Origin of the sequence: Limnohabitans sp. T6-20, assembly GCF_003063505.1 — a bacterium.
Classification (GTDB): Bacteria; Pseudomonadota; Gammaproteobacteria; order Burkholderiales; family Burkholderiaceae_C; genus Limnohabitans_A.
Window position 1 is genome coordinate 399,284 of sequence record NZ_NERW01000003.1, and the last position, 24,702, is coordinate 423,985.

Genomic DNA, 24,702 nt, shown 5'->3' on the forward strand with positions numbered 1-24,702 from the left:
AAACAAGACAGAGGTTTCCCTGTGTCCCGGCCAAGCAGTGGCTGCGCCAGCAGCTGGATGCTGTGGCGCATCCTTTGTCTTGCCAAAGAATATAGGGTTTACCCCAATAAATTGAGGCAACAAGACAGTTTCGCGAAATTAATATGCATGCTTATAATCTCGCCACTTTCTTCATGTTCACAGGTTGGAGCCCCCATGAGTACAGCGACATCTCAACTTCCCGTCATCGTTGCTGGCGGTGGCATTGGCGGTCTGGCGGCCGCACTGGCGCTGGTGCGTCAGGGTTTTCAGGTCACGGTGCTGGAACAAGCCCCCGAGATCGGCGAGATCGGCGCGGGCATCCAGTTGGGCCCCAACGCCTTCCACGCCTTTGACGCTTTAGGCATTGGTGACAAGGCCCGGGGCCGCGCTGTGTATACCGACTACATGGTCATGCACGACGCTGTTGATGAATACCAGGTAGGCAAGATCCCGACGGATGAAAAATTTCGCCAGCGCTTTGGCAACCCTTACGCCGTGATTCACCGCGCCGATGTGCATTTGTCATTGCTCGAAGGTGCACAGGAAACGGGGCAAGTTGAATTTCACACCAACACCCGCGCGGTGCGCATCGAACAAGACGAACACAGCGTGACCGTGTGGGACCAAAACGGCAACGCCTTCAAAGGCGTGGCGCTGATTGGTGCCGATGGCGTGAAATCGGTGGTGCGCGAGCAGTTCGTGGGCGACCCGGCCCGCGTCACCGGCCATGTGGTGTACCGCGCCGTGGTGGACAAAAAAGACTTTCCAGCCGACTTGCAATGGAACGCCGCCGCCATCTGGGTCGGCCCTAACTGCCATTTGGTGCATTACCCCCTGCGCGGCGGTGAGCAATACAACGTGGTCGTGACGTTCCACAGCCGCCAGCAAGAAGAATGGGGCGTCACCGAGGGCAGCAAGGAAGAAGTGCAAAGCTACTTCCAAGGCATATGCCCCAAAGCGCGCCAGCTGATCGATCTGCCCAAGACCTGGAAACGCTGGGCCACCGCCGACCGCGAGCCGATCGGCCAGTGGACCTATGGCCGCGTGAGCTTGCTGGGTGACGCCGCGCACCCCACCACCCAATACATGGCCCAAGGCGCCTGCATGGCCATGGAAGACGCCGTCACTTTGGGCGAAGCCCTGCGCACGCACCAGAACGACTGGCCGAAAGCGCTGGACATGTACCAGCGCGCCCGCGTGGCCCGCACGGCCCGCATTGTGCTGTCGAGCCGCGAGATGGGCCGCATCTACCACGCAAAAGGCGTGGAGCGATTGGTGCGCAATGACCTGTGGCGCGGCCGGGGCGCAGAGCGCTTTTATGATGCCATGGAATGGCTGTACGGCTGGAACGTGGGCAACTGCCTCGATGCAGCGAAACACAACGCATAAACAGGAGACACATTCATGAACGATCTCGGACGACTCGAAGACCTGCCCAAAGACTATGTGCAGGACCTGCGCAACCTGAACCTGGTGCCCCTGTGGCCCAGCTTGCGTGGCGTGCTGCCCCCCAAGGTGCCCACCCGCCAGACCCAACCGACCTGCTGGGCCTACAAGGACATCAAGCCCCTGCTGCTCAAGGCGGGCGAGCTGACCCCGATTGAAAAAGCCGAGCGCCGCGTGCTGGTGCTGGCCAACCCGGGCCACGGCCTTGACAAGATGCAGGCCTCAGCCGCCATGTATTTGGGCATGCAACTGCTCATGCCCGGCGAGTGGGCACCCAGCCACCGCCACACCCCCAACGCGGTGCGCATGGTGGTGGAAGGGGAAGGTGCCTGGACCACGGTGGACGGCGAAAAATGCCCGATGAGCCGGGGCGACTTGATCCTCACGCCCACCGGTCTGTGGCACGAGCACGGCCACGATGGCACCGAGCCCGTCATCTGGCTCGATGTGCTGGACTTGCCGCTGGTCTATTACATGGAAGCCAGCTACCACATCAACGGCGACCGCCAGACCGTGCAGCCTGGCCGCAGCGACCAGCAATACGCCCGTGGCGGCGTGGTGCCCTCGCATGTGTTTGACCGCAGCAAGAAGGCCTACCCCATGCTGCGCTACGCCTGGAAAGACGCCAAAGCGGCTTTGGAGGCGCTGGCCGCTGACGATGCCGGTCTGGAACAGGTGCAAGTCACCTACACCAACCCCGAAACCGGTGGCGACGCTGAAAACATCCTGGGCTTTTACGCCCTGATGTTGCGCCCCGGCCAGACGCTGCGCCTGCCTGCACGCTCGCCCGCTCAGGTGTTCCACGTCATCGAAGGCGCTGTGCAAGCGCAGATCGTGGCCAGCACCTTCACGCTGAACGAAGCCGACACCTGCTGCGCGCCTGGCTACGAGGCCGTGACGCTGACCAACCTGAACGACGGTCAGCCGGCCTTCGTGTTCATCGCCGACGAATCCCCGCTGCACCGCAAGCTGGGTGTTTACGAAAACCGGGGCTAAACCGCCTGCCAGTTTGGCCCTTCGGGGCATGCTGATGCTTGACTTCTGTGGGAGGTCGCCCCTGCGGCCGAATGGTGATTTGACTCAGCCTTTTGCAAAGGTTCAAAGTAATTCAACCATTCGCGAGCAGGGGCTCGCTCCCACACAAAAACCACATTGCCTTTTCACCATTTGAACCCCTCATGACCTCCTACCTCTTCACCCCCCCCGCCGTCCAGTCCCTGCCCATCCGTGGCAAAACCGAGCGTTTCCCGATCAACCGCATCTTCTGCGTGGGCCGCAACTACCACGCGCACGCCGTCGAGATGGGCCGTCCTGTCGACAAGAGCGTCGAGCAGGCGTTCTACTTCACCAAGTCGCCCCAGACCCTGGTGGAAAGCGGCGCGACGGTGGCTTACCCACCGCGCACCAGCAACTACCACTTTGAGATGGAACTGGTGCTGGCCATTGGCAAAGAAGGTTTCCGCGTGAGCAAGGCCAACGCGCATGAGCTGGTTTACGGCTACGCCGCAGGTCTGGACATGACCCGCCGCGACCTGCAACTGGTGGCGCGTGACAAGGGCCGTCCTTGGGACACGGGCAAGGACATCGAAGAAGGTTCGGTGTGCTCCGAGATCGTGCCCATGCCGGGCGTGGTGATTGAGAACGGCGCCATTGCCCTCGAAGTCAACGGTGCCACCAAGCAGTCGTCCGATGTGGACAAGCTGATCTGGAACATCCGCGAAATCATCGCCGACCTGTCCACCTATTACCACCTGCAACCCGGCGACCTGATCTACACCGGCACGCCCGAAGGCGTGGGCGCGGTACTGCCCGGCGACAAGATCACCGGCAGGGTGCATGGCGTGGCTGAAATTGCGCTGACCATCGGCGCTGCAGAATAATTCAGCCCAACCGCAGACGCCCTGCCCTCCAGCATCGGCCCCAACAGGAAACCAGACCATGAAGCTCTACAACTTTTTCCGCAGCGGCACTTCGCACCGCCTGCGCATCGCACTCAACCTCAAGGGCATCGCCACCGACTATGTGGCGGTGGACCTGCGCGCAGAGGAACACCTGAAAGACGCGTTCAAGGCGGTCAACCCGCAGCAGCTGGTGCCTGCGCTCGACACGGGCGAACAGGTGCTGATCCAGTCGCCCGCCATCATCGAATGGCTGGAAGAAAAGTACCCTACGCCCGCGCTGCTGCCCACCGATGTCACCCAACGCGCCCATGTGCGTGCCCTGGCCGCCATTGTCGGCTGCGACATCCACCCCATCAACAACCGTCGCATTCTGGAAACCCTGCGCAAACAGTTCGGGGCAAATGAAGACGCGATCAACGCCTGGTGCGCCACCTGGATCAGCGCAGGCTTTGACGCCTACGAAGCCCTGATCGCGGCCGACACACAGCGTGGCCGCTTCAGTTTTGGCGACACGCCCACCATCGCCGATGTGTACCTGATCCCACAGGTCGAAAGCGCTCGGCGCTTTAAAGTGGATCTGACGCAATGGCCGAAGATCATGGCGGTAGAAAAGGCTTGCATGACACTGGAGGCCTTTCAAAAGGCTGCGCCGGGTCAACAACCGGATGCTGGCTGATCAACACCCGCAAAAGTCAAGGGCCCTTCGGGGCCCTTTTGGATGGTTGCACTGCGAACTCCCCTTAGCCTGCAGCAGCCTTGTCAATACAAGCAGTTGGTGACAAGCAGTCGCCAAGGCTTAGCTACTGCCATGTGGCAACCCACTCTGTCTGCTTGTCCGCTTGGCTTCAAAAGTAGCCGCAACACTTCCGATGGCATCCCTCCGTAGAGTTCGAAAACGTGAACCCCAAGAGTTCGTCAGTGTTAATTCGATCCGGTTTGGTTGTTTAACTTTTATCAGGGTAAAAACTTAGAGTGTCTTGACGTTTATCAATTACACTGCAAACCTGCAGGAGAGTGGATTTCAATCCTACCGAAGGCGCAAACTCCCATAAACGCTCAGGTTCAATACTGCACTTCATTAACAGCCGTCTGGAGAGACGCTGCCGCAAAGGCAGCGCACCGAAGGAGCAAGCGAGCCGCCCTCAGCGCTCGTGAATCTCTCAGGTATCAGGGACAGGGGGAGCGGCAATACCCACGCAATCGATGTTGATTGGCTTGATCGCCAATGCATCGTCGTTTCCGTGGGTGACGCTTCGGGTCCGCATTTGAGAATGCGGCTTGCACGTCGCCGCCATCCAACTGAGAAAAATATGGACGAATTGCTACAGCAGGTCATCAACGGCCTGGTCATGGGCAGCATGTACGCCTTGGTGGCCTTGGGCTACACCATGGTCTACGGCATCATCAACCTGATCAACTTTGCACACGGTGAAGTGCTGATGGTGGGGGCTCTGACGAGCTGGACTGCCATTGGCATGATGCAAGAAGCCATGCCAGGCGCACCAGGTTGGATCATCCTGATCTTGGCCACACTGATCGCCTGTGTGGTGGCCGTGGCCTTGAACTTCTCGATCGAAAAGATCGCCTACCGGCCGCTGCGCAACAGCCCCAAGCTGGCCCCCCTGATCACCGCCATCGGCATGAGCATCTTGCTACAGACCCTGGCCATGATCATCTGGAAGCCCAATTACAAGGCTTACCCCACATTGCTGTCCAGCACCCCGATCAACATGGGTGGCGTGGTGATCACGCCGACGCAGATCATGATTTTGGGCGTGACTGCCGTCTCATTGGCCGTGCTGATGTGGCTGGTGAACTACACCCGCCTGGGTCGCGCCATGCGCGCCACAGCCGAGAATCCCCGCGTGGCGGGCCTGATGGGTGTCAAGCCCGACATGGTGATTTCGGCCACCTTTGTGATTGGTGCTATTTTGGCGGCCATTGCCGGCGTCATGTACGCGTCCAACTACGGCACTGCGCAACACGCCATGGGCTTTTTGCCTGGCCTGAAGGCTTTCACCGCTGCGGTGTTTGGCGGCATCGGCAACTTGTCCGGTGCTGTGATTGGTGGCATTTTGCTGGGCCTCATCGAAGCCATTGGCTCGGGCTACATCGGTCACCTCACTGGCGGTGTTTTGGGCAGCCATTACACCGACATTTTTGCGTTCATTGTGTTGATCATCGTGTTGACCCTGCGCCCCTCGGGCCTGATGGGTGAGCGCGTGGCTGACCGTGCTTGATGGAGGCGAACATGAAAAACAACAAAACACTTCAATTCCTTCTGACGGGCTTGCTGCTGATTGCCTTGCCTTTGGTCCTCCAGAATTTTGGCAACGCCTGGGTGCGTATCGCCGACATGGCCTTGCTCTACATCTTGTTGGCCATTGGTCTCAACATCGTGGTGGGCTATGCCGGTTTGCTTGACCTCGGTTATGTGGCCTTCTTTGCAGTAGGGGCCTACATGTATGGCCTGCTGTCATCACCACACTTGACCAACACCTTCGAATGGATCGCTGCCGCATTCCCTGCCGGCATGCACATGCCCATCTGGCTGATCGTGCCTGTGGGTGCGGGTCTGGCAGGCTTGTTTGGCATGTTGCTGGGGGCGCCCACGCTCAAGTTGCGTGGCGATTACCTGGCGATCGTGACCTTGGGCTTTGGCGAAATCATCCGTGTGTTCATGAACAACCTGGACCACCCCGTCAACATCACCAACGGCCCCAAAGGTCTGGACCAAATCGATCCGATTTCGATCTTTGGCCTGAACCTGGGCAAGAAGCTGATGATCGGCGACTTCGAAATCGCCTCGGTCTCGCTTTATTACTACCTGTTCCTGAGTTTGGTGCTGGTGACGATTTTGATTTCCCACCGCCTGGAGATTTCCCGCATCGGTCGCGCCTGGATGGCGATCCGTGAAGACGAAATCGCTGCCAAAGCCATGGGCCTGAACACCCGCAACCTGAAGCTGCTGGCTTTTGGCATGGGCGCTACTTTCGGTGGCGTTTCGGGTGCGATGTTTGCCGGCTTCCAGGGTTTCATCTCGCCCGAGTCCTTCAGCCTGATGGAGTCGGTGATGATCGTGGCCATGGTGGTGCTGGGTGGCCTCGGCTATTTGCCGGGCGTGATTCTGGGCGCCATCTTGTTGTCGGCCTTGCCCGAAGTGCTGCGCTACGTGGCAGGCCCCTTGCAGGAGATGACCGGGGGCCGCCTGGACTCGGCCATTTTGCGCCAGCTGCTGGTGGCGCTGGCCATGATCGTGATCATGTTGATGCGTCCCCGTGGGCTGTGGCCTTCGCCTGAGCATGGCAAATCGCTCAAGACGAAATGAAGGAGCAGAACATGAACCCAACAGCCAACCAAGACACCGTCCTCAACGTCTCGGGCATTTCCAAGCGATTTGGCGGTCTGCAAGCCCTCACCGACGTGGGCATGACCATTCAACGCGGGCAGGTCTATGGCCTGATCGGCCCCAACGGCGCAGGCAAGACCACGTTCTTCAACGTGATCACGGGCCTCTACACGCCCGACAGCGGCACCTTTGAGCTGGCCGGCAAGCCCTACCAGCCCACAGCCGTGCACGAAGTGGCCAAGGCGGGCATTGCCCGCACCTTCCAGAACATCCGCTTGTTCGCCGAAATGACGGCGCTCGAAAACGTGATGGTGGGCCGCCATGTGCGCACCCACTCGGGTTTGCTGGGTGCGATTTTCCGCACCTCCGGCTTCAAGGCCGAAGAAGCCGCGATTGCAAAGCGTGCGCAAGAACTGCTCGACTATGTGGGCATCGGCAAATATGCCGATTACAAGGCCCGCACGCTGTCGTACGGCGACCAGCGTCGACTGGAAATTGCCCGCGCCTTGGCCACCGACCCGCAGTTGATCGCGCTGGACGAGCCCGCTGCCGGCATGAACGCCACTGAAAAAGTGCAGCTGCGCGAGTTGATCGACCAGATCCGCAAGGACAACCGCACCATCTTGCTGATCGAGCACGATGTGAAGCTGGTCATGGGCTTGTGTGACCGGGTCACGGTGCTGGACTACGGCAAACAGATTGCCGAGGGCACGCCTGCTGAAGTGCAGAAAAACGAAAAAGTGATTGAAGCCTATCTGGGCACAGGAGGGCACTGAGATGGCCAATGTTCTTTTGAAAGTCAAAGACCTGCAGGTCGGCTACGGCGGCATTCAGGCCGTGAAGGGCGTGAGCCTGGAGGTGCGCGAGGGCGAACTGGTGTCGCTGATCGGCTCCAACGGTGCGGGCAAAACCACCACCATGAAAGCCATCACAGGCACATTGCCTTTGCAAGCAGGCGACATCGAATACCTGGGCAAGAGCATCAAGGGCCAAGGCCCTTGGGATTTGGTCAAGCAAGGCCTGGCCATGGTGCCAGAAGGCCGTGGCGTGTTCACCCGCATGACCATCACCGAGAACCTGCAAATGGGCGCTTACATCCGTTCAGACGCGGCAGGCATTGCGGATGACATCGAGAAGATGTTCACCATTTTCCCGCGTCTGCGTGAGCGCAAGGACCAGCTGGCGGGCACCATGTCCGGTGGTGAGCAGCAGATGCTGGCCATGGGCCGCGCCCTGATGAGCCGTCCCAAGGTCTTGCTGCTGGACGAGCCGTCCATGGGCTTGTCGCCCATCATGGTCGACAAGATCTTCGAGGTGGTGCGCGACGTTTACGCCCAAGGCGTGACGGTGCTGCTGGTGGAGCAAAACGCCAGCCGTGCGCTGGCCATTGCCGATCGGGGCTATGTGATGGACTCCGGTCTCATCACCATGACCGGTGTGGGCAAGGACATGCTCGAAGACCCTAAAGTGCGTGCAGCTTACTTGGGCGAATGATTTCAACGGGCTTTTGCTGCAAGTGACCTGGCCCGGGGACTGATTTTGGGATTTTCCAAGACAGACCGCTTGCTCATCAACATTTTGGGAGATTCTCTTGAACATCAATATGAAACACATCTCAACTGTCGTGCTGGCACTTTGCGCATCACAAGCGATGGCGCAACAAGTGGTCAAAATCGGCCACGTCGGGCCCCTCAGCGGTGCCATTGCCCACCTGGGCAAAGACAACGAAAATGGCGCACGTCTGGCGGTGGAAGAACTCAATGCCAAGGGCATCAAAATTGGCGGTCAGCTTGTGAAGTTTGAGTTGGTACCCGAAGACGATGCAGGGGATCCAAAGCAAGGCACCGCCACCGCCCAGAAGCTGGCCGACTCCAAGGTCAACGGCGTGGTCGGTCACCTGAACTCGGGCACCTCCATTCCTGCTTCCAAAATCTACAGCGACGCAGGTATTCCCCAGATTTCTCCTTCCGCCACCAACCCCAAGTTCACCCGCAACGGCTACAAAACCGCCTTCCGTATGGTGGCTGACGACGTGCACCTGGGCGGCACGCTGGGGCGTTATGCGGTGAACACCGTCAAGGGCAAATCGATTGCCGTGATCGACGATCGCACCGCTTACGGTCAGGGCGTGGCTGATGAATTCGAAAAAGCCGTGAAAGCCGCTGGCGGCAAGGTGGTGGGCCGCGAGTTCACCAACGACAAAGCCTCTGACTTCATGGCCATCCTGACCACCTTGAAGGCCAAGAAGCCTGATGTGGTCTTCTTCGGTGGCATGGACGCCGTGGCAGGCCCCATGATGCGCCAGATGAAGTCGCTGGGCATCAACGCCAAGTTCATGGGCGGTGACGGCATCTGCACAGGCGAGCTGGCGAAACTGGCAGGTGATGCCATGGCCGATGGCCAAGTGGTGTGCGCTGAAGCCGGTGGAGTGGAAGGCCAGCAGAAAAAAGGCATGGAAGAGTTCTCGGCGCGCTTCAAAAAGCGCTTCAATGCAGACGTGCAGGTCTATTCCCCCTACACGTATGACGCCGTCAACGTGATGGTCGATGCCATGGTGCGCGCCAAGTCGTCCGACCCCGCCAAGTACCTGCCTGAGCTGGCCAAAACCAACTACAAAGGCGTGACCGGCACCATCGCTTTTGACGCCAAGGGCGATATCAAGAACGGTGCACTGACCCTGTACACCTTCAATGCCGGCAAGCGCAGCGCCATCGCTGTGGTTCGTTGAGATCAGGGGGCTTTGGCCCCTTGTGCCTAACGACCATCACCTGGCAGCAGCCTAGCCTGCGTTCAGACAGAGGGGTGGCCGGGCCTATTAAACGTCAACAGCACGACCGCAGAGTCGTGCTGTTGGTGCATAAAAGTGATTGCAGCTGTCCATCTGTGAACAACGCAATCCGGCACAATAAGGTACTCCGGACTCATCCCCGAACACACCCGCTCGCTCAGGCAAACACCTCGGTATCCACCTCGCTGTTGGCCTGCGCGTTGTAGCGGTTACCCGCCACGGTGCGCTGGTTGATCAGGGCGTCAAGCCGTGCCAGCAGACCGGCGTCGAGCTGCACATCCACCGCCGCCAGGTCATCCAGCAAATGGTCAACCGAGGTGGTGCCGGGGATCGGGATGATGTCATCGCCTTGGTGCAGCAGCCAGGCCAGAGCCAGCTGCGACGGGCTGCAACCGGCTTCTTGTGCCAGCGCGTTGTAGGCGGGCAAAAGCCACTGGTTGGCAGCAAAGTTGTCGGGCGCAAAGCGCGGCATGGTGCGGCGGATGTCTTTCGCATCAAAACTTGCCACATCCAGCGGACCGCACAAAAAACCCCGAGCCACCGGACTGAAAGCCACAAAGGCCGCACCCAATTCACGGCAGGCTTGCAGCACCGCGATTTCGGGGTTGCGCGTCCAGAGCGAATACTCGGTTTGCACGGCAGCAATCGGGTGCACCGCATGCGCTTTGCGCAGTGTGCTGGCCGACACTTCAGACAGGCCAATGGTCTGGATCTTGCCCTCACGCACCAAGTCGCTCAACGCGCCCACGCTGTCTTCAATCGGCACCTTTTTGTCCCAGCGGTGCAGGTAATACAGGTCAATCACATCGGTCTGCAGGCGGCGCAGCGCGTCCTCGCAGGTCTTTTTGATGGTTTCGGGCCGACCGTCGATCACGCGCACCTTGCTGCCATCGTTTTGCTCGACCCCTTGCATGCCGCATTTGCTGGCCAGGGTGAATTTCCGGCGGTGAGGCTTCATGACTTTGCCGACCAAGGTCTCGTTGGCTCCAAAGCCATACAAAGCGGCGGTGTCGAAAAAGGTCACGCCATGGTCGAGGGCAGCCAACAACACGCGTTCGCCTTGTTCGGCCGACACGGGCGCACCATAAGCGTGGCTGAGGTTCATGCAGCCCAAACCAATGGCGCTGACGTTGAAAGAGGCAATTTGTCGGGTTTTCATGCCGGTATCTTAGACGCTTGCGCCGGCGTCCTGGCCACCTCAGGCAGGGGACGCTAGGGCGTCAATCGGTGGACACCACCAAGCCCACCTTGGGCACAAACGGCGCTGCGGGCGTGGTCTTGCTCACCACAGGAGCCCCCAGAAACAACTGCGAAGTCGGCACCTTCAGGGACACCAAAACCTCACGGACCTGCTGGGCGCGGGCTTGGGCCAGCGCGCGCATGTCAGTCTCATCCACCGACACGGCCGCCAGCAGCAAGGCCTCCATGTCAGCGGGTGGCAGGTCCTTGACCAAGCCCAACACATTGCGCGGCTTGGGAATCGGCGAGCGTCGGTACACCGACTGGAGCAAGGCGGGGTATTCCTCCGGGCTCACATCGGGCACAGACACATCGCCCTGCGCGTCTCGGGTCATGCGTCGGCGTTTTTCGGTCACGACCGACTCGCGCAATTTGGCTTTCCGCCAAGCGTCGCGCTCGCTGTCCAGGTTCGCTTCACCCGACAGCGTCAATCTCAGCGCGGGCTTGTCGATCATCAACTGGGCCACGCTCTGCAGTTTTTGCCTGGATGCCGCATCCAGATCGGCACGGCCGAGCGGGAAATCAATTTGCTGCAACTGCTCTTCGCCCGAAAAAGCGCCTGCGATCAAGCTGAAAGGCGACAGGATGGCTTTGCCAATCAGGTTGAGAACCATTTTCCAGACAATCGGTCCCACCCGAAACTCGGGGTCATTGATGGAGCCACTCACAGGCAGGTTGATGTCGATCACACCATTGCGGTCGGCAAGCAAAGCCACCGCCAGCTTGACCGGTAAGTTGGGGGCATCCGGGCTGTCCGAGCGCTCGCCAAAACGCAACTGGTTCAGCACAATTTGATGCGTGGCCTGCAGCTGGCCATCGGCACCGATCCGGTAATTAAGCTCGGCCGAGAGCTTGCCTCGTTCAATGCCATAGCCCGCATATTTGCTGCTGTAAGGGGACAGTTGGGGCAACTCCAAGTCACGTACCTGACCTCGCACATCCAGCGCCACGGGCCGCGTGAGCGGGTTGATGCGGCCAGACACCTCCAGACGGCCCGAGCCCGCCACCCGCCCCCGCAAGGCCAAGTCGGCGAGCGCCGTATCGGCCTGCCGCGCCTGGTTGGACAAGGCCCCCAAACTCCCCGCCAGCTCGGTGATTTCTGCCGAATAGTTCGGCTTGATGAAATGGTCCGAGAACAGCACCCGACCATTGACCAAACCGATGGGCCCCAAGGCCATCACGGCCGGGGCATTGGCTGATGCAGAAGGGGCAGAAGGGGCAGAGGCCGAAGAAGAGGCAGACGATGCAGGGGTGGATGCATCGGTCTTGACCAGGTTTTGCAAGTTCAGATGGCCTTGGGCATCGATGGCCACGCGGGCAAAGAAATCACTCAGGGCTGTTTCCGCAATTTTCAAGTGCTTCAGCGCACCTGCGTCCACCCCCAAGTCGATGCCACGCAGGTTCAGAGCCTGGATGTCCAGCAAGGCCTCCCCATCGGCGCGGTTCAGCGCACGCAAGTTGTCAACCGCCAGGTTGCCTTGCAATTGCAGGCCCAGCCCCGCCTCGGGCATGGTCACGTCCAAGCCGCCGACATAGCTCAGTTCAGCGCGTCTCAAATCGAAATTGACCCGGTCTGACCAATAAGACCGCAAACGTTGCACAGGAAAACGGGTCAGCTGCAAGCGCCCCTTGAGCGCCAGCGGACTGGCCTGGCCCTGCACAGCGGCCACTGAAGGCAAGCGAAACGCCCCTTCAAAACCCAACTTGCCCGGCTCACGGCGCTGGGTCTGGGCCCCGATGTTGACATCCACCTTCACCGAGGTCATCTGTGGCGATGCCGCCAAAGGCTGCCAAGCGCCCACGCTGGCGTTGAAGTCCCGCGCCTCCAACTTGGCACCGCCGGGCACAAAACGGTCATCCAGAGTCAGCACACCTTCGGCGATCTGCAAGGGCCCCATGTCCAGCTGCCACGGGTTGGGCGCAGTCTCTGGTGCAGGTGTTGATGCCACTTGGGCGAGCCAGTCATCGAACATCCAGCGGCCTTGCGGGTTGCGGGACACGTTCAACACAGGCCGGTTCAACCCTAGCCGGCCCACACGCGCCAGTTGTTTGGAGACATCCACCTCGACCTCCTCAAACTTGAGTTCGGTCCAAGAGACGTCAGGCATACCGGTCGAGCCCAGCGACACGTCGGTCACACGGATCTGCGGTGACTTGAGCACACCGTCCAAGGGTTTCAGGTCCTCGATCTTCCAATCCACTGCGCCCAGTTGCAGCAAGGGCACGTTGCTGCGGTTCGGATTGACCTGGAGTTTCAAGCTGCGCAAAGCCACATGGCCAGACACCGACAGCTCGGGGGCGGTCTGCTGACGAAAGTCCACGCGCATGTCCAACTCAAGCTGCCCCTCTGTCAGTCGCACGGGCCAGGCGGCAGGCCAATAAGGCAAGTACGGCTTGACATCAAAGTCCTTGATCTGAAAGTGCGCTTGCGTGTGACGGTCTGCGGCAAAAGGGGTTGTTTCTGCGTCGGTGTCAAAGTCAGCGCCGTCAAAAATAAAGGCCAGGCGCGGATGGGTGGCCACCTCGCGTCGGCCACCGATGTTGCTCAAAAAAGGAATATCCAAGCGCACATCGCTCAGCGTGTGGGTCACGCCTTTGGGCGCATCGCGAAATTGCACACCACCGCCTGTCACCTGAATATTGAACAGGGACAAACGGGGAACCCCTGCGCTTTTGGGCTCAGTGGAGGCAAAACGGGCCAAGACATCGTCGATGTCAAAACGGCCTTGCCCCCGGTGGCTCAGCTGCAGCTGTGGATTGCGCACAATCACAGCATCGGCAACAGGTGCCCACAAGACCAGGGACTGCAGCGACGCATTGACTTCGACTTCATCGATGCTCAACTGGGCAGGCTGGGCCGCCGCACCCGCACCCGCATCCGTAGCAGACCCGTCATGGGCTACCCGCAAACCGCGGATGATCAAACGCATCGACCAGGGCCGGAAAATCACTTGCTCCACAGTGACCGCACGCCCCAGTGCCTGAGTGCCCTGCTTTTCAATTTGCCACTGAAGCAGCACTGGCAGTGCGGCCCAGCTGATCGCCCACATCGCCAGCACACCGAGCACAAAAATCAAAACCCAACGTTGCCAGCGCTTGAGGAGGCCCAAATACATGATCGACTCTCGGTAAAGAACAAGAAGGCTGATTTTCGGTGATCTGAAAGCGCACATGTAACGCCCTCGATACAAATCCACCGAAATGGCCCCCATTCTCTTTCAAAGCAGCCAGACCAAGCTGCCCTGAACGGTCCCACCCACTGCAGCTTCACCGCGCCGCACCGGGGTAACTGGCCTACCCTGCGGCGAACCCTGGACCCGTCTGATGGGAAAACTGCATGGGCATGTTTTGAAAGTCAATTTTTTCCAATGCCGCGTCCTGTGCAAGATGCCGCCAATCCTGCACCAAACTCGCATTGGCCGAGATCAAACGCCCTTGAGAGTCCTTGAACCAGAGCATGTATGGCTGCGTGGCCAGCAGCTCCTGCTGCTGCCGTTCCATGGCCAGCGCTTGGGCGGCGATTTTTTTCTCTTCCGTCACATCGATCAGCACCAGCCTGCACTCATCTCCCAAGTCGTCCAGCGTGGCATCCACCCTCACCACCATCGCCGACCGATGCGCCGTTGCACGCAGGGTCACCTCGCAATAACGACGGCATTTGCCACTCAGGACCTCCTGATGAAAATCCAGAAACACGCCCTGATCCGAGGGTTCGATGAAATCCACCAAGGGACTCAGCGTGCGATGCGAGCGCTGGATGTCCAGCATGATGGCCCCAGCCAGATTGGTTTGAAGTACCCGCCCTTGCTTATCGAGGCTAACGAAGCCGACCGGCGCAAAATCATAGGCATCCTGGTACTTGTGCAAAAGCGCGTCATCTGGCCCGGCATGTTCGACGACCTCCATCCCCTCATCTTCTCCCGCCTGGGATGAACGCAAAGCGGCTTCGTACAAACGTTGGTTCTCGACAGAAACCAATGAAAAACACTCACAAACCGAGTCGCTCAAGCCATCCCGATTCAGAATTTGAATCTTGCCTCGACCGCTGGACACCAGACCTGCTGACTGCAATTTGCCCAAAGCCTGCGTGATCGATTCACGGCGCACACCCAACATGTTGGCAATCGTTTCATGGGTGACTTTCAACTGGTCTGTGGACAAGGCATCCCGATTGAACAAAAGCCAATAACAAAGGCGTTCACTCACACTGTGGTGGCCAATGCACACAATGCTTTGGGCCATTTGTGTGATCAAGCTCTGGACGTAACACAAGGCCAGCTGCTGCAATTCACGACAACGCCCCATCTCCCGTTGAAAGACGTCTGCTGGCATTCTGAAAGCTTGGCCTGCACACTGGACCACCGCACGGTGGTTCATGGAGTCACTGCCCAACACCAAAGAAACACCCACCATGCCGTCACGCCCCGTCATGGCCAATTCAGAACTGTCGCCGTCTGCCGTATGCGACACCAATGACGTTGTGCACGTGGTCGGAAAATAGACAAAATCCAGCGATTCACCCGCCTCGCAAATCACTTGGCCCGCCGCCAAATCAACCGGCTTGAGGTGTTCAGACAGCCGTGCATAGTGACTCAACGGAACAGCCGCCAAGATTCTGTTACGGCGGGCACCTTCAACCATAGGGTAAGACATAGCAATCCTTTCTTGCGCTTGGGCGCTTCAATCGGTCAAGCCATCAAATGGCAATAAATTGAGAATGCGGAGCTTGTGAAGGCTTGCCCGGAAAATGGTGATCAAGTCTTTGATCGTCAGCGCCCTGTCCTGAATCGAACGCGATAGCATTGCAATCCGCTGCGGATTCAGGAAATACCCCATGCAAAAGGGCCTGCAGCTCTGCGGCACTCAACAAGGGTTCAGGCAAGCGCTGTGTCGAATGAATTAGGTTTTGAGGCATGGTCAATCCAATCATGGAAATGTTGAAACATGGCGTTAAAAACAGAACCGCCAACTGCTGGATTCCATGTTGTTTGAATTGAATTGCAACAACCACTGATCAAACGATTTGATTGCATATGCATGCCGACATATACCTTTTGATCAACCACACATGCGTGGCATTTCGTACCTGTAAATACCCATCAATAAACGGTAATGACTGCCTGAGAACAGGTGGATGCAGAGTTCCTGAAAAATCACTTTGCACGAAACACAATCAAATGGTGGGCGATATCTTTCCATCGACATACGCATGCACTGCAGTCGATGCATACCCACAGAGCTACAACATTTGTTGACCCAAAACACGCCAAATGCTGGATGGTCATGTGACACCAGCGCAATGAACATGTTGGCACTGCAAATCAGAAGCTTGCAGTTCCCTGATCTGGAAACAGATCAAGATTTGTCGACTTGAGAAAACTCGACACAACAAGGAGTTCATGATGACCAAGCCAAAACCCTTTGCATTGCAATCTGATGGCCCCAGCAAAGAACACATCGCACATCGGCTGCATGGCTGAACATTCACGGTGGGCTCAATTTTTGACCAAGGGGAACAGATGCTGCGTGATGCTGATCACCACCGGGCCCAGCAGCACGGTCATCAACGCTGGAAAAACGCAGAAGATCAAAGGGATCAACAATTTGATGGGCAATTTGGCTGCAGCCTCTTCGGCAATCAATCGACGTTTAGTCCTGAGTGCATCCGAATGAACCTCCAATGACTCCCCAATGCTGGTGCCAAATCGATCGGCCTGAATCAGCATCGACACCAAACCTTCAATGTCTGACAAGCCCATGCGAAGGGACAGGTGCCGCAAAGCTTGTGCGCGTGAAGAGCCGGCACGCAGCTCCAGCCCCGTCAAGGCAAACTCATCCGAGAGCTGGGGATAAGACAAGCGCATTTCCCGCCCCACCCTTTCGATGGCTGCATCCAGCCCCAAGCCGGCTTGCACACACAAACGCATCAAATCCAGCGCATCCGGCACGGCATGAAACAAAATTTTCTGCTGCTTCTTGACCAGATAGTGCAACACCAGATCAGGCGTGTAATACCCTGCGGCAGCCGAAGCCATGAGCCCCGTCCAAAACATCAGATCCGGCCATGTCACCTGGAACAACCACATCAGCGCCGCGAAACACGCTGGCAGCAAAAATGTGAGCAAGGTTTTGAAACCCAGAAAGACCGAGATGGCCAGGCCGGACCGAATGCCTGCATTGAGCAGTTTGATTTGTAAGGCGCTGGGCTGCGAGGCATCTTCCGACGTGGCCGAACCCGCCCAAGGCCCCAGCGATAAAAGCCATGCCGTCATCTTCGACTGCATGCGTTGGAGCCATGCATTCGCTGCAGGTCGACTTGGCTCCATCAATCCCAAGCGGCGCTTTTCGAAATCACTCGGAATCCATTGATTCAAGGCGAGATAAACCAAAGAAGCCACCAACAGCAACAAAGACCCCAGAACAACAAAATTCAAAGTGGACATGACAGACTTTCAAACTTTGATTTGAACCAAACGGGACATCCAGAAGACCCCCACCAGCATCAAGCCCAAAGAGACGCCCAGCATGGCAACCCCCATCGGGTCTTTCCAGAGCGCCGAGATGAACTCGGGATTGATGAGGTACAAGAAAAATGCCAACAAAAATGGCATGACCGACAAGATCCATGCCGAGATGCGACCTTCGGCAGACAAGACCCGAACCACGCCAGCAATTTTTTGACGCTCACGGATCAAGGTCGCCGTCTTGCGCAGCACATCGGCCAAATTCCCGCCGGTCTCGTTCTGGATCAATACGGCCACCACAAAATAACGAATTTCCTTGCTGTCAATGCGTGCGGCCAGGTGGTTCATGGCAGCCTGCACACTCATGCCCAGATTGATTTCATCGAACACCTTGCGCAGCTCAAGCGCAATGGGGGCACGCGACTCAGACGCCGTGATCTGCAGAGCGCTGATGAAGGCATGTCCCGATTGCTGCGCACGAACCATGAGATCCAGCGCATCGGGCAATTGCTTTTCAATGGCCTCAATCCTTTGCACACATCGGTGCTTGAGGTAGTAAATGCCACAGCCCAAAGTGGCCAGCATCATCATGCCTGTGACAAGCGCCGGAAAATGCAAGGCCATGCCCGCCACACCCGACACCATCACCAGCGCCACACCCAAGAACAGGGTTTGCGAGACATCCAAGGGCCAATCGGCTTGCAATAGGAAGCGGTCAAAACCCTGAATTCCCGGCACCCGATTCAGGTAACGGTCAAGCACGCCGAAACGGCTCAATGCGCGTTTTTGCAAAATTTCTGTATGCACATGGCGCTGCTCGTTCATGAACATCTGGTGCATGCGCTGATCGAGCAACTTTTGCCGTGGACTCCAGTAAACACGCCAAACCTCGTACAAGCCCACCGGCATCAAGAAGCTGGCGACACCACACGCGCCCAATATGAGCCAATAAGTGACATCCATCATGCACCCCGAAATTTCAAAGGATCAAACAGGTCATCACGCAGTGCGATGCCACGTGTTTTCAGCCGCTGCACAAACTTGGGACGAATCCCGGAGGCCACAAATCGGCCTTGCACCTGACCATCAGCAGCGATACCCGTTTGGTCAAACCTGAAAATCTCCTGCATGGTGATCACATCGCCTTCAATGCCTGTGATTTCCTGCAGGCTGGTCACCTTGCGCCGACCATCGGACAAACGAGACACCTGGATGATCACTGTCAAAGCCGCGCTGATTTGTTGGCGCATTGAGCGGACATCCACGTTCAGGCCAGCCATGCCCAACATGTGCTCCAAGCGGGTGATGGCATCGCGTGGCGAGTTGGCATGGATGGTGGTCATGGAGCCGTCGTGCCCGGTGTTCATGGCCTGCAACATGTCCAGCACTTCGGCACCGCGCACCTCCCCCAAAATGATGCGGTCTGGCCGCATGCGCAAACTGTTTCGCAGCAGAGCGCGCTGGGTGATTTCGCCTTTGCCCTCGATGTTTTGCGGTCGGGTTTCCATGCGCACCACATGGGGCTGTTGCAATTGCAGCTCGGCTGCATCTTCAATGGTCACAATCCGCTCATCTTGGGGGATGCTGGCTGAAATCACGTTGAGCAAGGTGGTCTTGCCGCTGCCTGTACCCCCCGAAACGAGCAAATTGATCTTGGCCTTGACCAGGCCATTGATGAGTTCGGCCATCTCTGCATTGAGGGTGTGAAAGCCCAGCAGGTCCATCATGGTGTAAGGCACCACGGAGAAACGCCTGATGGACAACACGGGGCCGTCCAAGGCCAAAGGCGGAATCACCGCATTGACACGGGAGCCGTCTGGCAAACGGGCATCGACCATGGGGTTCATTTCATCCACACGGCGACCGATCCGGGAGACGATGCGGTCAATCACACGCATCAAATGGGACTCGCTGTCGAACTCAATATTGGTCAACTCGATCTTGCCTTTGCGCTCTACATACACACTGTGCGGACCGTTGACCAAAATATCCGAAACGCTGGGATCTGCCAACAAGGGCTCGATGGGGCCCAGGCCCAGCATTTCGTCTTGAATGCCTTGAACAATCTGGCGACGCTCCGCTTCGTTGATGGCCAGACCGCTTTCATCCAGAAGCCTTTGTGTCAGTGCCTTGAGCTCCAAGCGCAAGGCTTCGGGTGACATCGTCTCCATGCGGCGCAAATCCACCTGCGCCAAAATTTCGCGGTGTATCTGTGACTTGATGGTTTCAAGCCGAACCGCTGTCACCCTGTTGGCAGAAAGGGTGGAGCCCAGAGCGATCGGAATCGGAGTTTGGGACTCTAAATGCTGGCGGATGTCCAATTTCAAAGCAATCTCCTTATTTTGCAAGCCAGCGATCAGGCGGCTTTGCGCATCCAACGATCCATCCAACCACGGGCTTTGGGCAAAGGGGTATGCAAGAGCGAAGCCGTGATGTCACGCAAGGCTGTGAGCACGCCGTTCTGTGGGTGCAGCAACTCAAGCGGCTTGCCCAGATTGAACGCTTCGTTCACGGCAGCGAACTGATTGGGAATGGTGTGGTGAACTTTGATTCCCACGGCTTGCTCAATGCTCTTGACATCCAGCAGACCATCCTCTTGGTATTTATTGACCAGCAAGCGCAGCTTGTCATCGCCATAACCCAGGGAACGGAACAGCTTGACCAGCCGTTTGGCGTTGCGCACCACAGGCAAATTGCACTCCATCGCCACATACACGACATCCGCCATGTCCAGCGCTTTGAGCGTGAGCGCATCGATGGTGCTGTCCAGATCCAGCAACACGAACTCGTGCATGCGCTTGGCCAAGGTCAAGACCTGCTCCAGTTGATTCGCCGTGATGGCCAAAGCGACGCCCGCTTCATCCGGGGCCGCCAACAAATTGAGTCGTGGACTGATGCTGTGCATGCAGCTGTTCAACAGTTGCGCATCCAGGCGGTCAATTTGCTGTGTCAGGTCACTGATGTTGTTCTTCACCCCGTCCTGGCTCATGTAATACGACGCATCGCCATACTGCAAATCCAAATCCACCAAGACACACCTTCGGTTGAAGGTGTCTGCGATCAAATGCGCCGTGTTGGCCGCCAAAAAAGTGGAGCCACTGCCGCCTTTGCATGAAATGAAGGCCACGATTTTTCCGGATCCCACATACCCATCTTCGGACGTTCGGATTTTTTCGTGGTGTGCCACGACACGGCTCAAGGCCGCGATCAAATCATTTTGTGCAGGCGGTGAAGCCACCACCTCACGAACCCCCGATCGCATGGCGCGCACCAGATCCTCTTTGGTGTCGCTGTCGCTGATCAGGATCACACTGATTTTTGGATTGGCCCAAGTCATGGATTCCAGCGCATCCAGATCTTCTGTCTTTTGCGCCTGGCCACTGCACACCACCAAAATTCCAACCTCCAAATTTTGGAGCAGTGGCATCAAGAGCTGTCCTTCAGCGCGCACCAGCGCCGACTTCACGGTCAGACTCTGCGATTGAACCGTGCTGCGCAACAGCTCCAGCGTGGTGGCATCCGATGCGATCAAATAAGTGTTCATGGCTTTGCCCTTTCAACGGCCAACCGACCCAGCCACGCCACCCAAGCCAATGTTCATCACATTCACGGGTGCCGGTGGTTTGTCAAAGGAACTTTGGTAACGGTCAACGGCCGACTTCATGACCGCACCATCAGCGCCCGGTGGGGGCAAATTTTTCTGCCCCGCGTCCGGGTTCATGGTTTGCGCCTTCACGGCATGGCGCACCGATTGACCCCATTGCGGTGCATCTGCATAAGGCGTGTTGGCACAACCCGTTGCCGACAAAATCACCAGCAACCATGCACCCCAGTGTGGGACCTTGCGTGTGTTCATTTGGGACATTTCAATACTCCTGGCGTCAAGGTTTGGGGGTCACGGAGGGTGCCGCTTCGGCTTGGCTATCCGATGGTGTTTCTGTGGGTGTCGAAGGGGGTTTTTCCATCAACCCCTCCACCATGAATTCGGCACGGGTCGGCGGCTTGAAATTGTCTATGGGCAATGCCAGGGCTACGTCGGATGTTTTGGCTAACCGGGGGGTCACCACAAAAAGCAATTCAGACTTTTCGGTTTGGAACGCATTGCTGCGAAACAAGGCCCCCAAGACAGGCAGCTCGCCCAACAACGGCAAGGCCCGAATCGCCTCGGTGACATTGCTCTTGATCAGACCGCCAATGGCAAAACTCTCGCCATCGCGGAGTTGAACGGTGGTGGAAGCCCTTCGGGTGGTGATGGAAGGCAAGACACTGACTTGCCCATTGAGGGCTTTGACCGTGGCACCCAACTGCGACAGTTCTGAGACTTCAGGTGTCACTTTCAGATTGATCAGCCCGTCCTCCAGAACTGTCGGTGTAAAGCTCAAGCCCACCCCAAACTCTTTTTCTTCCAGGGTGATGCTGTTGCTGGAGCCGCCTTGGGGAACCGGTATGAATATTTTTCCACCGGCCAGAAACGAGCCTTCTTGGCCACTGATGGCCGTGATGGTGGGCTCGGCCAGAATTTTGACCAGGCCTTTCTTCATTTCAGCCGTCAGTGTGATGGTGGTCATGCCATTGGCACGGGCGGTGGTCAATGCCGTTGCGCCATTGGACAAAAATTGAGACAACAAAGACACAGACGTACTGCCGGCTGTGCGGGTGAGGTTGATGTCCACACCCAGCTCATCGAGCAGGGTTCGCGAAACTTCGGCCACCTTAACTTCCAGCATGACTTGCTGCGAGCCTTCAACCCGCAGCATGTTGATGACTTTTTTACCACCTGTATAAGCCTCTGCCAAACTCACAATGCGGTGCACTTTGGTGGCATCGGGCACGCGACCACGCAGCACCACCGTGTCTGCCATCACATCGACCATCAGGGGTTCCTTGGTGGGCACCCATTTCTCTAATCTGGACTGCAGCATCGCGGTGTCCAGCCCCACAGAAACATCGCGCAGCGTGGTTTTTCCGCTGGCAGACCAAACGATCAAATTGGTCACGCCGTTTTTTTTGCCCAGCACATACACCTCTTTGGCATTGATCAGTGTGACGTCAGCCACATCCGGGTTACCAATCGAGATACGCAGTGCTGGCTCGAAAAGCTTCAGCAGCGTGGACTTGCCATTGCTCAACTCGACGCCCGGCAACAGTTCTACCGGCCCCTGAGACGCCAGAGAATTTTCAGCAGAGACAGCGGCAACGGGTTTCGTTGTTTTTTTAGGCGCTGGTAATTCTTTTTCGGCGGCCAACAAGGGAAAGGAGAAGCTCAATGCGATGAACAGTCCATGGGCTGTCAAGGTTTGGATTGTTTTTTTCATGCTGATGTGATCCATGTGCAAAAGTGATTTATTCGGTCGGCTCTTGGGACTTGGTCATCCCGCGAATAACTTCCAATTTCTCTGTCTGTTTGGGCGGCAGACTCTGGCTCACGCGCCTGATCGGTCGCGAACCGGCGGGGCGCTGAGCGTCGTTTTGCGCCACCACCATAGCCGCGTTCGTTGACAGTGAATTCAGTTGACTGGACCTTTGCAATAAATCTGCCTTGCGCGAACCTGGTGTGTCCACGCTGGCCACGTCCACCTGACTTCTCAGGACCAGCGACAAGGCACCAACACTTCGGGCCAAATCGATGATTTCAGCCTCCTGTGGTGTGGCCTCGAGGGTGACAGCACTCACCACACGCGGTTTGTTTTCGGTGCTGGCCACATCTTGTGCCACCGCCAGCACCTGAATCCTTTCCAGCACGATTTTGGAAACCGGGTTGTTGTCTTTGTCGGGGATGTTGGCCATGACATCCACAAAATTTCCCGGCAAGGCGAATCCGGCCACACCGACGATCTCGTTGACTTTCACCGTGACCGCACGTTTGCCTTCTTTCAACACCGAAGACAGCCCCCCCTGCTGCCCCAGCGCCGCCAATTTGGTGTCCAGAATCGGCTCCCCCCGCAAGATGGGCATGTTGATCACGCGGTCATACGCCTGTTCGCTTGAGTGCAAGGGGGATTGGATGGGTGCAGAAGTGGGCCAACTGACGGTCTCCAGCATGGATGGCTGCAGGCGGGTGCCGATTTGAAGATCCCGGGTGGCCACCACCACCTTGATGGTGCTGCCTTCATCTCTTTGCTTCAACCAGATGGCCGCCATCGACACTGTGGCCAGCGACACAGCGGCCGCCACAGCAATGATCAAAACCGGACGTTTGTTCATCATGTATTTCCTATTCCAAATCCTGTGACGCCAGACTCACGGTGTCACGACGTAATACGCAACCGTGCCCAGCCCAACGGCCAAGGCATAAGGAACACGCTCGGATGTCACTTGGTGGATCAAGGGTTGACCAATGGATGGCCATTGCCCCGCCCCGATGTGCTGCATCAATCCGGCACGCAAATTTTTTAAAACTGTGGCCATGTTCGATGCCCAGAGGCCCCAGCCAATGGCCAGCAAGCCCCCTGCGAGCAAGATCGCCACGCAGACATTGGCCATGTCAGGCCATCCAACGAACAGGCCGACGGCGGCGATCAATTTGACGTCGCCGGCACCGACCATCTTGAACAGATACAAAAGCAAGAACACCAGAAAACCGGTCATGCCACCGAGCAATGCGGCCTCAATCCCGATGCCCCGAGGGGTGAGCGACAGGCACAAAGCCGTGAGCCCGCCCCAGAGCACCAAGGTGTTGGGTATTTTTCGCATGCGCCAATCGTGCCAAATGGCCAACGACAGCAGCACGCTCAAAGCCAAAACACTGACAAGCTCTAGGGGCAGGATCAACATGGTCGGTTTCTGGGTTCTGGCAATGCGAATCAAAATACGGCTGCAGCCAGTCGTACCGAGATTCGGGTGAACAAAGCACCCAATTGCGTGCCCAGCGCTGTGGCGCCTGCCGCAATGCCCAAGGCGACCAAGGCGGCCAGCAGGCCATATTCAATGGCAGTGGCACCCGATTCGTCGTTGATGAATTTTTGAATTTGATTTTTCATGATCACGGACTCCAGATAAAGATGGATGAACTTCAAGCTGCATGGATTTGCTCACGAACAGCCTTGCGCTGGCATCGGGAGCTGACTCGCAACAGCTTTGCAACGGTGAGGTTTTTTTGATCACCGTGAACTGACTTTAAGAGTCGGTCATCGGTTCGTCTGTTAGCCCTCGTACACACCAACCGACATAGACGAATAGACGGCAAACAAACGCGTTCGACCGCTCAGGCAGCGGTGGAGAGTCGGGTCGCGATGCGGCCAAAGAACAATCCCAACTCAGTGCCCAATGCGGTTGCACCCACAGTGATCCCCAAGGCCACCAAGGCAGCGAGCAATCCATATTCAATGGCGGTGGCACCACTCTCATCAAGGGTGAAATGTTTCAATTCACGGATGACATGCTTCATGACAAAAACTCCTGTTAAATGAAAAAAATAACCCCTGATCCCGCCTGCCGAACGCACCGTTTGAAAGGTGAAAAAACCAAACGGGGGGCTTTGCCCACACAAACGTT

General features: G+C 57.5%; 23 protein-coding genes and 1 riboswitch. Of the genes, 9 read left to right on the plus strand and 14 right to left on the minus strand.

Translation table 11 applies throughout. The features are described from left to right. The first annotated feature begins 195 nt into the window (after positions 1-195). The 9 genes from B9Z33_RS12590 (at position 196) to B9Z33_RS12630 (ending at position 9,445) form a co-directional block, all read left to right on the plus strand. On the plus strand, positions 196-1,410 hold the full coding sequence (locus tag B9Z33_RS12590) for a 3-hydroxybenzoate 6-monooxygenase (protein WP_108287374.1): 1,215 nt from the start codon (positions 196-198) through the stop codon (positions 1,408-1,410). A 15-nt stretch (positions 1,411-1,425) separates the two neighbouring features. Next, positions 1,426-2,463: a cupin domain-containing protein gene (locus B9Z33_RS12595; RefSeq protein WP_108287375.1), complete on the plus strand. Its 1,038-nt coding sequence runs from the start codon at positions 1,426-1,428 to the stop codon at positions 2,461-2,463. A 182-nt stretch (positions 2,464-2,645) separates the two neighbouring features. Continuing rightward, a complete protein-coding gene (locus tag B9Z33_RS12600; protein WP_108287376.1) occupies positions 2,646-3,347 on the plus strand; it encodes a fumarylacetoacetate hydrolase family protein in 702 nt (233 codons plus the stop codon). A 58-nt stretch (positions 3,348-3,405) separates the two neighbouring features. Then, positions 3,406-4,044, plus strand: coding sequence for a maleylacetoacetate isomerase (gene maiA, locus B9Z33_RS12605; RefSeq protein WP_108287377.1), 639 nt, complete (start codon positions 3,406-3,408; stop codon positions 4,042-4,044). 403 nt (positions 4,045-4,447) lie between these two features. Further along, positions 4,448-4,555, plus strand: a riboswitch (glycine riboswitch). A 123-nt stretch (positions 4,556-4,678) separates the two neighbouring features. Further along, positions 4,679-5,608, plus strand: a complete 930-nt coding sequence (locus tag B9Z33_RS12610; RefSeq protein WP_108287378.1) for a branched-chain amino acid ABC transporter permease — start codon at positions 4,679-4,681, stop codon at positions 5,606-5,608. A gap of 11 nt (positions 5,609-5,619) precedes the next feature. Further along, positions 5,620-6,696 carry a branched-chain amino acid ABC transporter permease gene (locus B9Z33_RS12615; protein ID WP_108287379.1) on the plus strand — a complete coding sequence of 359 codons (1,077 nt, stop codon included), beginning with the start codon at positions 5,620-5,622 and terminating at the stop codon, positions 6,694-6,696. Positions 6,697-6,707: 11 nt separating this feature from the next. Then, positions 6,708-7,493 carry an ABC transporter ATP-binding protein gene (locus B9Z33_RS12620; RefSeq protein WP_233252826.1) on the plus strand — a complete coding sequence of 262 codons (786 nt, stop codon included), beginning with the start codon at positions 6,708-6,710 and terminating at the stop codon, positions 7,491-7,493. 1 nt (position 7,494) lies between these two features. Continuing rightward, on the plus strand, positions 7,495-8,211 hold the full coding sequence (locus tag B9Z33_RS12625) for an ABC transporter ATP-binding protein (RefSeq protein WP_108287381.1): 717 nt from the start codon (positions 7,495-7,497) through the stop codon (positions 8,209-8,211). Positions 8,212-8,320: 109 nt separating this feature from the next. Next, a complete protein-coding gene (locus tag B9Z33_RS12630) occupies positions 8,321-9,445 on the plus strand; it encodes a branched-chain amino acid ABC transporter substrate-binding protein (protein ID WP_108287382.1) in 1,125 nt (374 codons plus the stop codon). 217 nt (positions 9,446-9,662) lie between these two features. Here B9Z33_RS12630 and B9Z33_RS12635 read toward each other — a convergent pair whose 3' ends face one another. The 14 genes from B9Z33_RS12635 to B9Z33_RS12695 all read right to left on the minus strand — a co-directional run bounded on the left by B9Z33_RS12635 (position 9,663) and on the right by B9Z33_RS12695 (position 24,595). Further along, on the minus strand, positions 9,663-10,664 hold the full coding sequence (locus B9Z33_RS12635; RefSeq protein WP_108287383.1) for an aldo/keto reductase: 1,002 nt from the start codon (positions 10,662-10,664) through the stop codon (positions 9,663-9,665). Positions 10,665-10,725: 61 nt separating this feature from the next. Continuing rightward, positions 10,726-13,860: a DUF748 domain-containing protein gene (locus B9Z33_RS12640; RefSeq protein ID WP_158270215.1), complete on the minus strand. Its 3,135-nt coding sequence runs from the start codon at positions 13,858-13,860 to the stop codon at positions 10,726-10,728. A gap of 178 nt (positions 13,861-14,038) precedes the next feature. Further along, a complete protein-coding gene (locus B9Z33_RS12645) occupies positions 14,039-15,397 on the minus strand; it encodes a helix-turn-helix domain-containing protein (protein WP_108287385.1) in 1,359 nt (452 codons plus the stop codon). Positions 15,398-15,440: 43 nt separating this feature from the next. Continuing rightward, on the minus strand, positions 15,441-15,674 hold the full coding sequence (locus B9Z33_RS15475; protein ID WP_158270216.1) for a hypothetical protein: 234 nt from the start codon (positions 15,672-15,674) through the stop codon (positions 15,441-15,443). Between the two features lie 565 nt (positions 15,675-16,239). Then, a complete protein-coding gene (locus B9Z33_RS12650; protein WP_108287386.1) occupies positions 16,240-17,187 on the minus strand; it encodes a type II secretion system F family protein in 948 nt (315 codons plus the stop codon). A 9-nt stretch (positions 17,188-17,196) separates the two neighbouring features. Beyond that, entirely contained in the window at positions 17,197-18,174 is a 978-nt protein-coding gene (locus tag B9Z33_RS12655) for a type II secretion system F family protein (protein WP_108287387.1), read from the minus strand. After that, positions 18,171-19,529 carry a CpaF family protein gene (locus B9Z33_RS12660; protein ID WP_108287870.1) on the minus strand — a complete coding sequence of 453 codons (1,359 nt, stop codon included), beginning with the start codon at positions 19,527-19,529 and terminating at the stop codon, positions 18,171-18,173. The genes B9Z33_RS12655 and B9Z33_RS12660 overlap by 4 nt, the downstream gene beginning before the upstream one ends. A 35-nt stretch (positions 19,530-19,564) precedes the next feature. Beyond that, a complete protein-coding gene (locus B9Z33_RS12665) occupies positions 19,565-20,752 on the minus strand; it encodes an AAA family ATPase (protein WP_108287388.1) in 1,188 nt (395 codons plus the stop codon). A 12-nt stretch (positions 20,753-20,764) separates the two neighbouring features. Further along, on the minus strand, positions 20,765-21,073 hold the full coding sequence (locus B9Z33_RS12670; protein ID WP_146183869.1) for a hypothetical protein: 309 nt from the start codon (positions 21,071-21,073) through the stop codon (positions 20,765-20,767). Between the two features lie 16 nt (positions 21,074-21,089). Next, positions 21,090-22,523, minus strand: coding sequence for a type II and III secretion system protein family protein (locus tag B9Z33_RS12675; protein WP_108287871.1), 1,434 nt, complete (start codon positions 22,521-22,523; stop codon positions 21,090-21,092). Positions 22,524-22,551: 28 nt separating this feature from the next. Next, positions 22,552-23,412: a Flp pilus assembly protein CpaB gene (gene cpaB / locus B9Z33_RS12680; protein ID WP_108287872.1), complete on the minus strand. Its 861-nt coding sequence runs from the start codon at positions 23,410-23,412 to the stop codon at positions 22,552-22,554. Between the two features lie 36 nt (positions 23,413-23,448). Further along, the gene (locus tag B9Z33_RS12685; RefSeq protein ID WP_108287390.1) at positions 23,449-23,982 is read right to left on the minus strand and encodes a prepilin peptidase; all 534 of its coding nucleotides are present in this window, start codon (positions 23,980-23,982) and stop codon (positions 23,449-23,451) included. 29 nt (positions 23,983-24,011) lie between these two features. Continuing rightward, on the minus strand, positions 24,012-24,188 hold the full coding sequence (locus B9Z33_RS12690; protein WP_108287391.1) for a Flp family type IVb pilin: 177 nt from the start codon (positions 24,186-24,188) through the stop codon (positions 24,012-24,014). A gap of 224 nt (positions 24,189-24,412) precedes the next feature. Then, entirely contained in the window at positions 24,413-24,595 is a 183-nt protein-coding gene (locus B9Z33_RS12695; RefSeq protein WP_108287392.1) for a Flp family type IVb pilin, read from the minus strand. Positions 24,596-24,702: the final 107 nt, after the last annotated feature.

What these genes read in the sequence shown, in the direction of transcription:
- B9Z33_RS12590 (WP_108287374.1), top strand. Translation starts at nt 196, where the DNA reads ATGAGTACAGCGACATCTCAACTTCCCGTCATCGTTGCTGGCGGTGGC.
- B9Z33_RS12595 (WP_108287375.1), top strand. Translation starts at nt 1,426, where the DNA reads ATGAACGATCTCGGACGACTCGAAGACCTGCCCAAAGACTATGTGCAG.
- B9Z33_RS12600 (WP_108287376.1), top strand. Translation starts at nt 2,646, where the DNA reads ATGACCTCCTACCTCTTCACCCCCCCCGCCGTCCAGTCCCTGCCCATC.
- maiA (WP_108287377.1), top strand. Translation starts at nt 3,406, where the DNA reads ATGAAGCTCTACAACTTTTTCCGCAGCGGCACTTCGCACCGCCTGCGC.
- B9Z33_RS12610 (WP_108287378.1), top strand. Translation starts at nt 4,679, where the DNA reads ATGGACGAATTGCTACAGCAGGTCATCAACGGCCTGGTCATGGGCAGC.
- B9Z33_RS12615 (WP_108287379.1), top strand. Translation starts at nt 5,620, where the DNA reads ATGAAAAACAACAAAACACTTCAATTCCTTCTGACGGGCTTGCTGCTG.
- B9Z33_RS12620 (WP_233252826.1), top strand. Translation starts at nt 6,708, where the DNA reads ATGAACCCAACAGCCAACCAAGACACCGTCCTCAACGTCTCGGGCATT.
- B9Z33_RS12625 (WP_108287381.1), top strand. Translation starts at nt 7,495, where the DNA reads ATGGCCAATGTTCTTTTGAAAGTCAAAGACCTGCAGGTCGGCTACGGC.
- B9Z33_RS12630 (WP_108287382.1), top strand. Translation starts at nt 8,321, where the DNA reads ATGAAACACATCTCAACTGTCGTGCTGGCACTTTGCGCATCACAAGCG.
- B9Z33_RS12635 (WP_108287383.1), bottom strand. Translation starts at nt 10,664, where the DNA reads ATGAAAACCCGACAAATTGCCTCTTTCAACGTCAGCGCCATTGGTTTG.
- B9Z33_RS12640 (WP_158270215.1), bottom strand. Translation starts at nt 13,860, where the DNA reads ATGTATTTGGGCCTCCTCAAGCGCTGGCAACGTTGGGTTTTGATTTTT.
- B9Z33_RS12645 (WP_108287385.1), bottom strand. Translation starts at nt 15,397, where the DNA reads ATGTCTTACCCTATGGTTGAAGGTGCCCGCCGTAACAGAATCTTGGCG.
- B9Z33_RS15475 (WP_158270216.1), bottom strand. Translation starts at nt 15,674, where the DNA reads ATGATTGGATTGACCATGCCTCAAAACCTAATTCATTCGACACAGCGC.
- B9Z33_RS12650 (WP_108287386.1), bottom strand. Translation starts at nt 17,187, where the DNA reads ATGTCCACTTTGAATTTTGTTGTTCTGGGGTCTTTGTTGCTGTTGGTG.
- B9Z33_RS12655 (WP_108287387.1), bottom strand. Translation starts at nt 18,174, where the DNA reads ATGATGGATGTCACTTATTGGCTCATATTGGGCGCGTGTGGTGTCGCC.
- B9Z33_RS12665 (WP_108287388.1), bottom strand. Translation starts at nt 20,752, where the DNA reads ATGAACACTTATTTGATCGCATCGGATGCCACCACGCTGGAGCTGTTG.
- B9Z33_RS12670 (WP_146183869.1), bottom strand. Translation starts at nt 21,073, where the DNA reads ATGTCCCAAATGAACACACGCAAGGTCCCACACTGGGGTGCATGGTTG.
- B9Z33_RS12675 (WP_108287871.1), bottom strand. Translation starts at nt 22,523, where the DNA reads ATGAAAAAAACAATCCAAACCTTGACAGCCCATGGACTGTTCATCGCA.
- cpaB (WP_108287872.1), bottom strand. Translation starts at nt 23,412, where the DNA reads ATGAACAAACGTCCGGTTTTGATCATTGCTGTGGCGGCCGCTGTGTCG.
- B9Z33_RS12685 (WP_108287390.1), bottom strand. Translation starts at nt 23,982, where the DNA reads ATGTTGATCCTGCCCCTAGAGCTTGTCAGTGTTTTGGCTTTGAGCGTG.
- B9Z33_RS12690 (WP_108287391.1), bottom strand. Translation starts at nt 24,188, where the DNA reads ATGAAAAATCAAATTCAAAAATTCATCAACGACGAATCGGGTGCCACT.
- B9Z33_RS12695 (WP_108287392.1), bottom strand. Translation starts at nt 24,595, where the DNA reads ATGAAGCATGTCATCCGTGAATTGAAACATTTCACCCTTGATGAGAGT.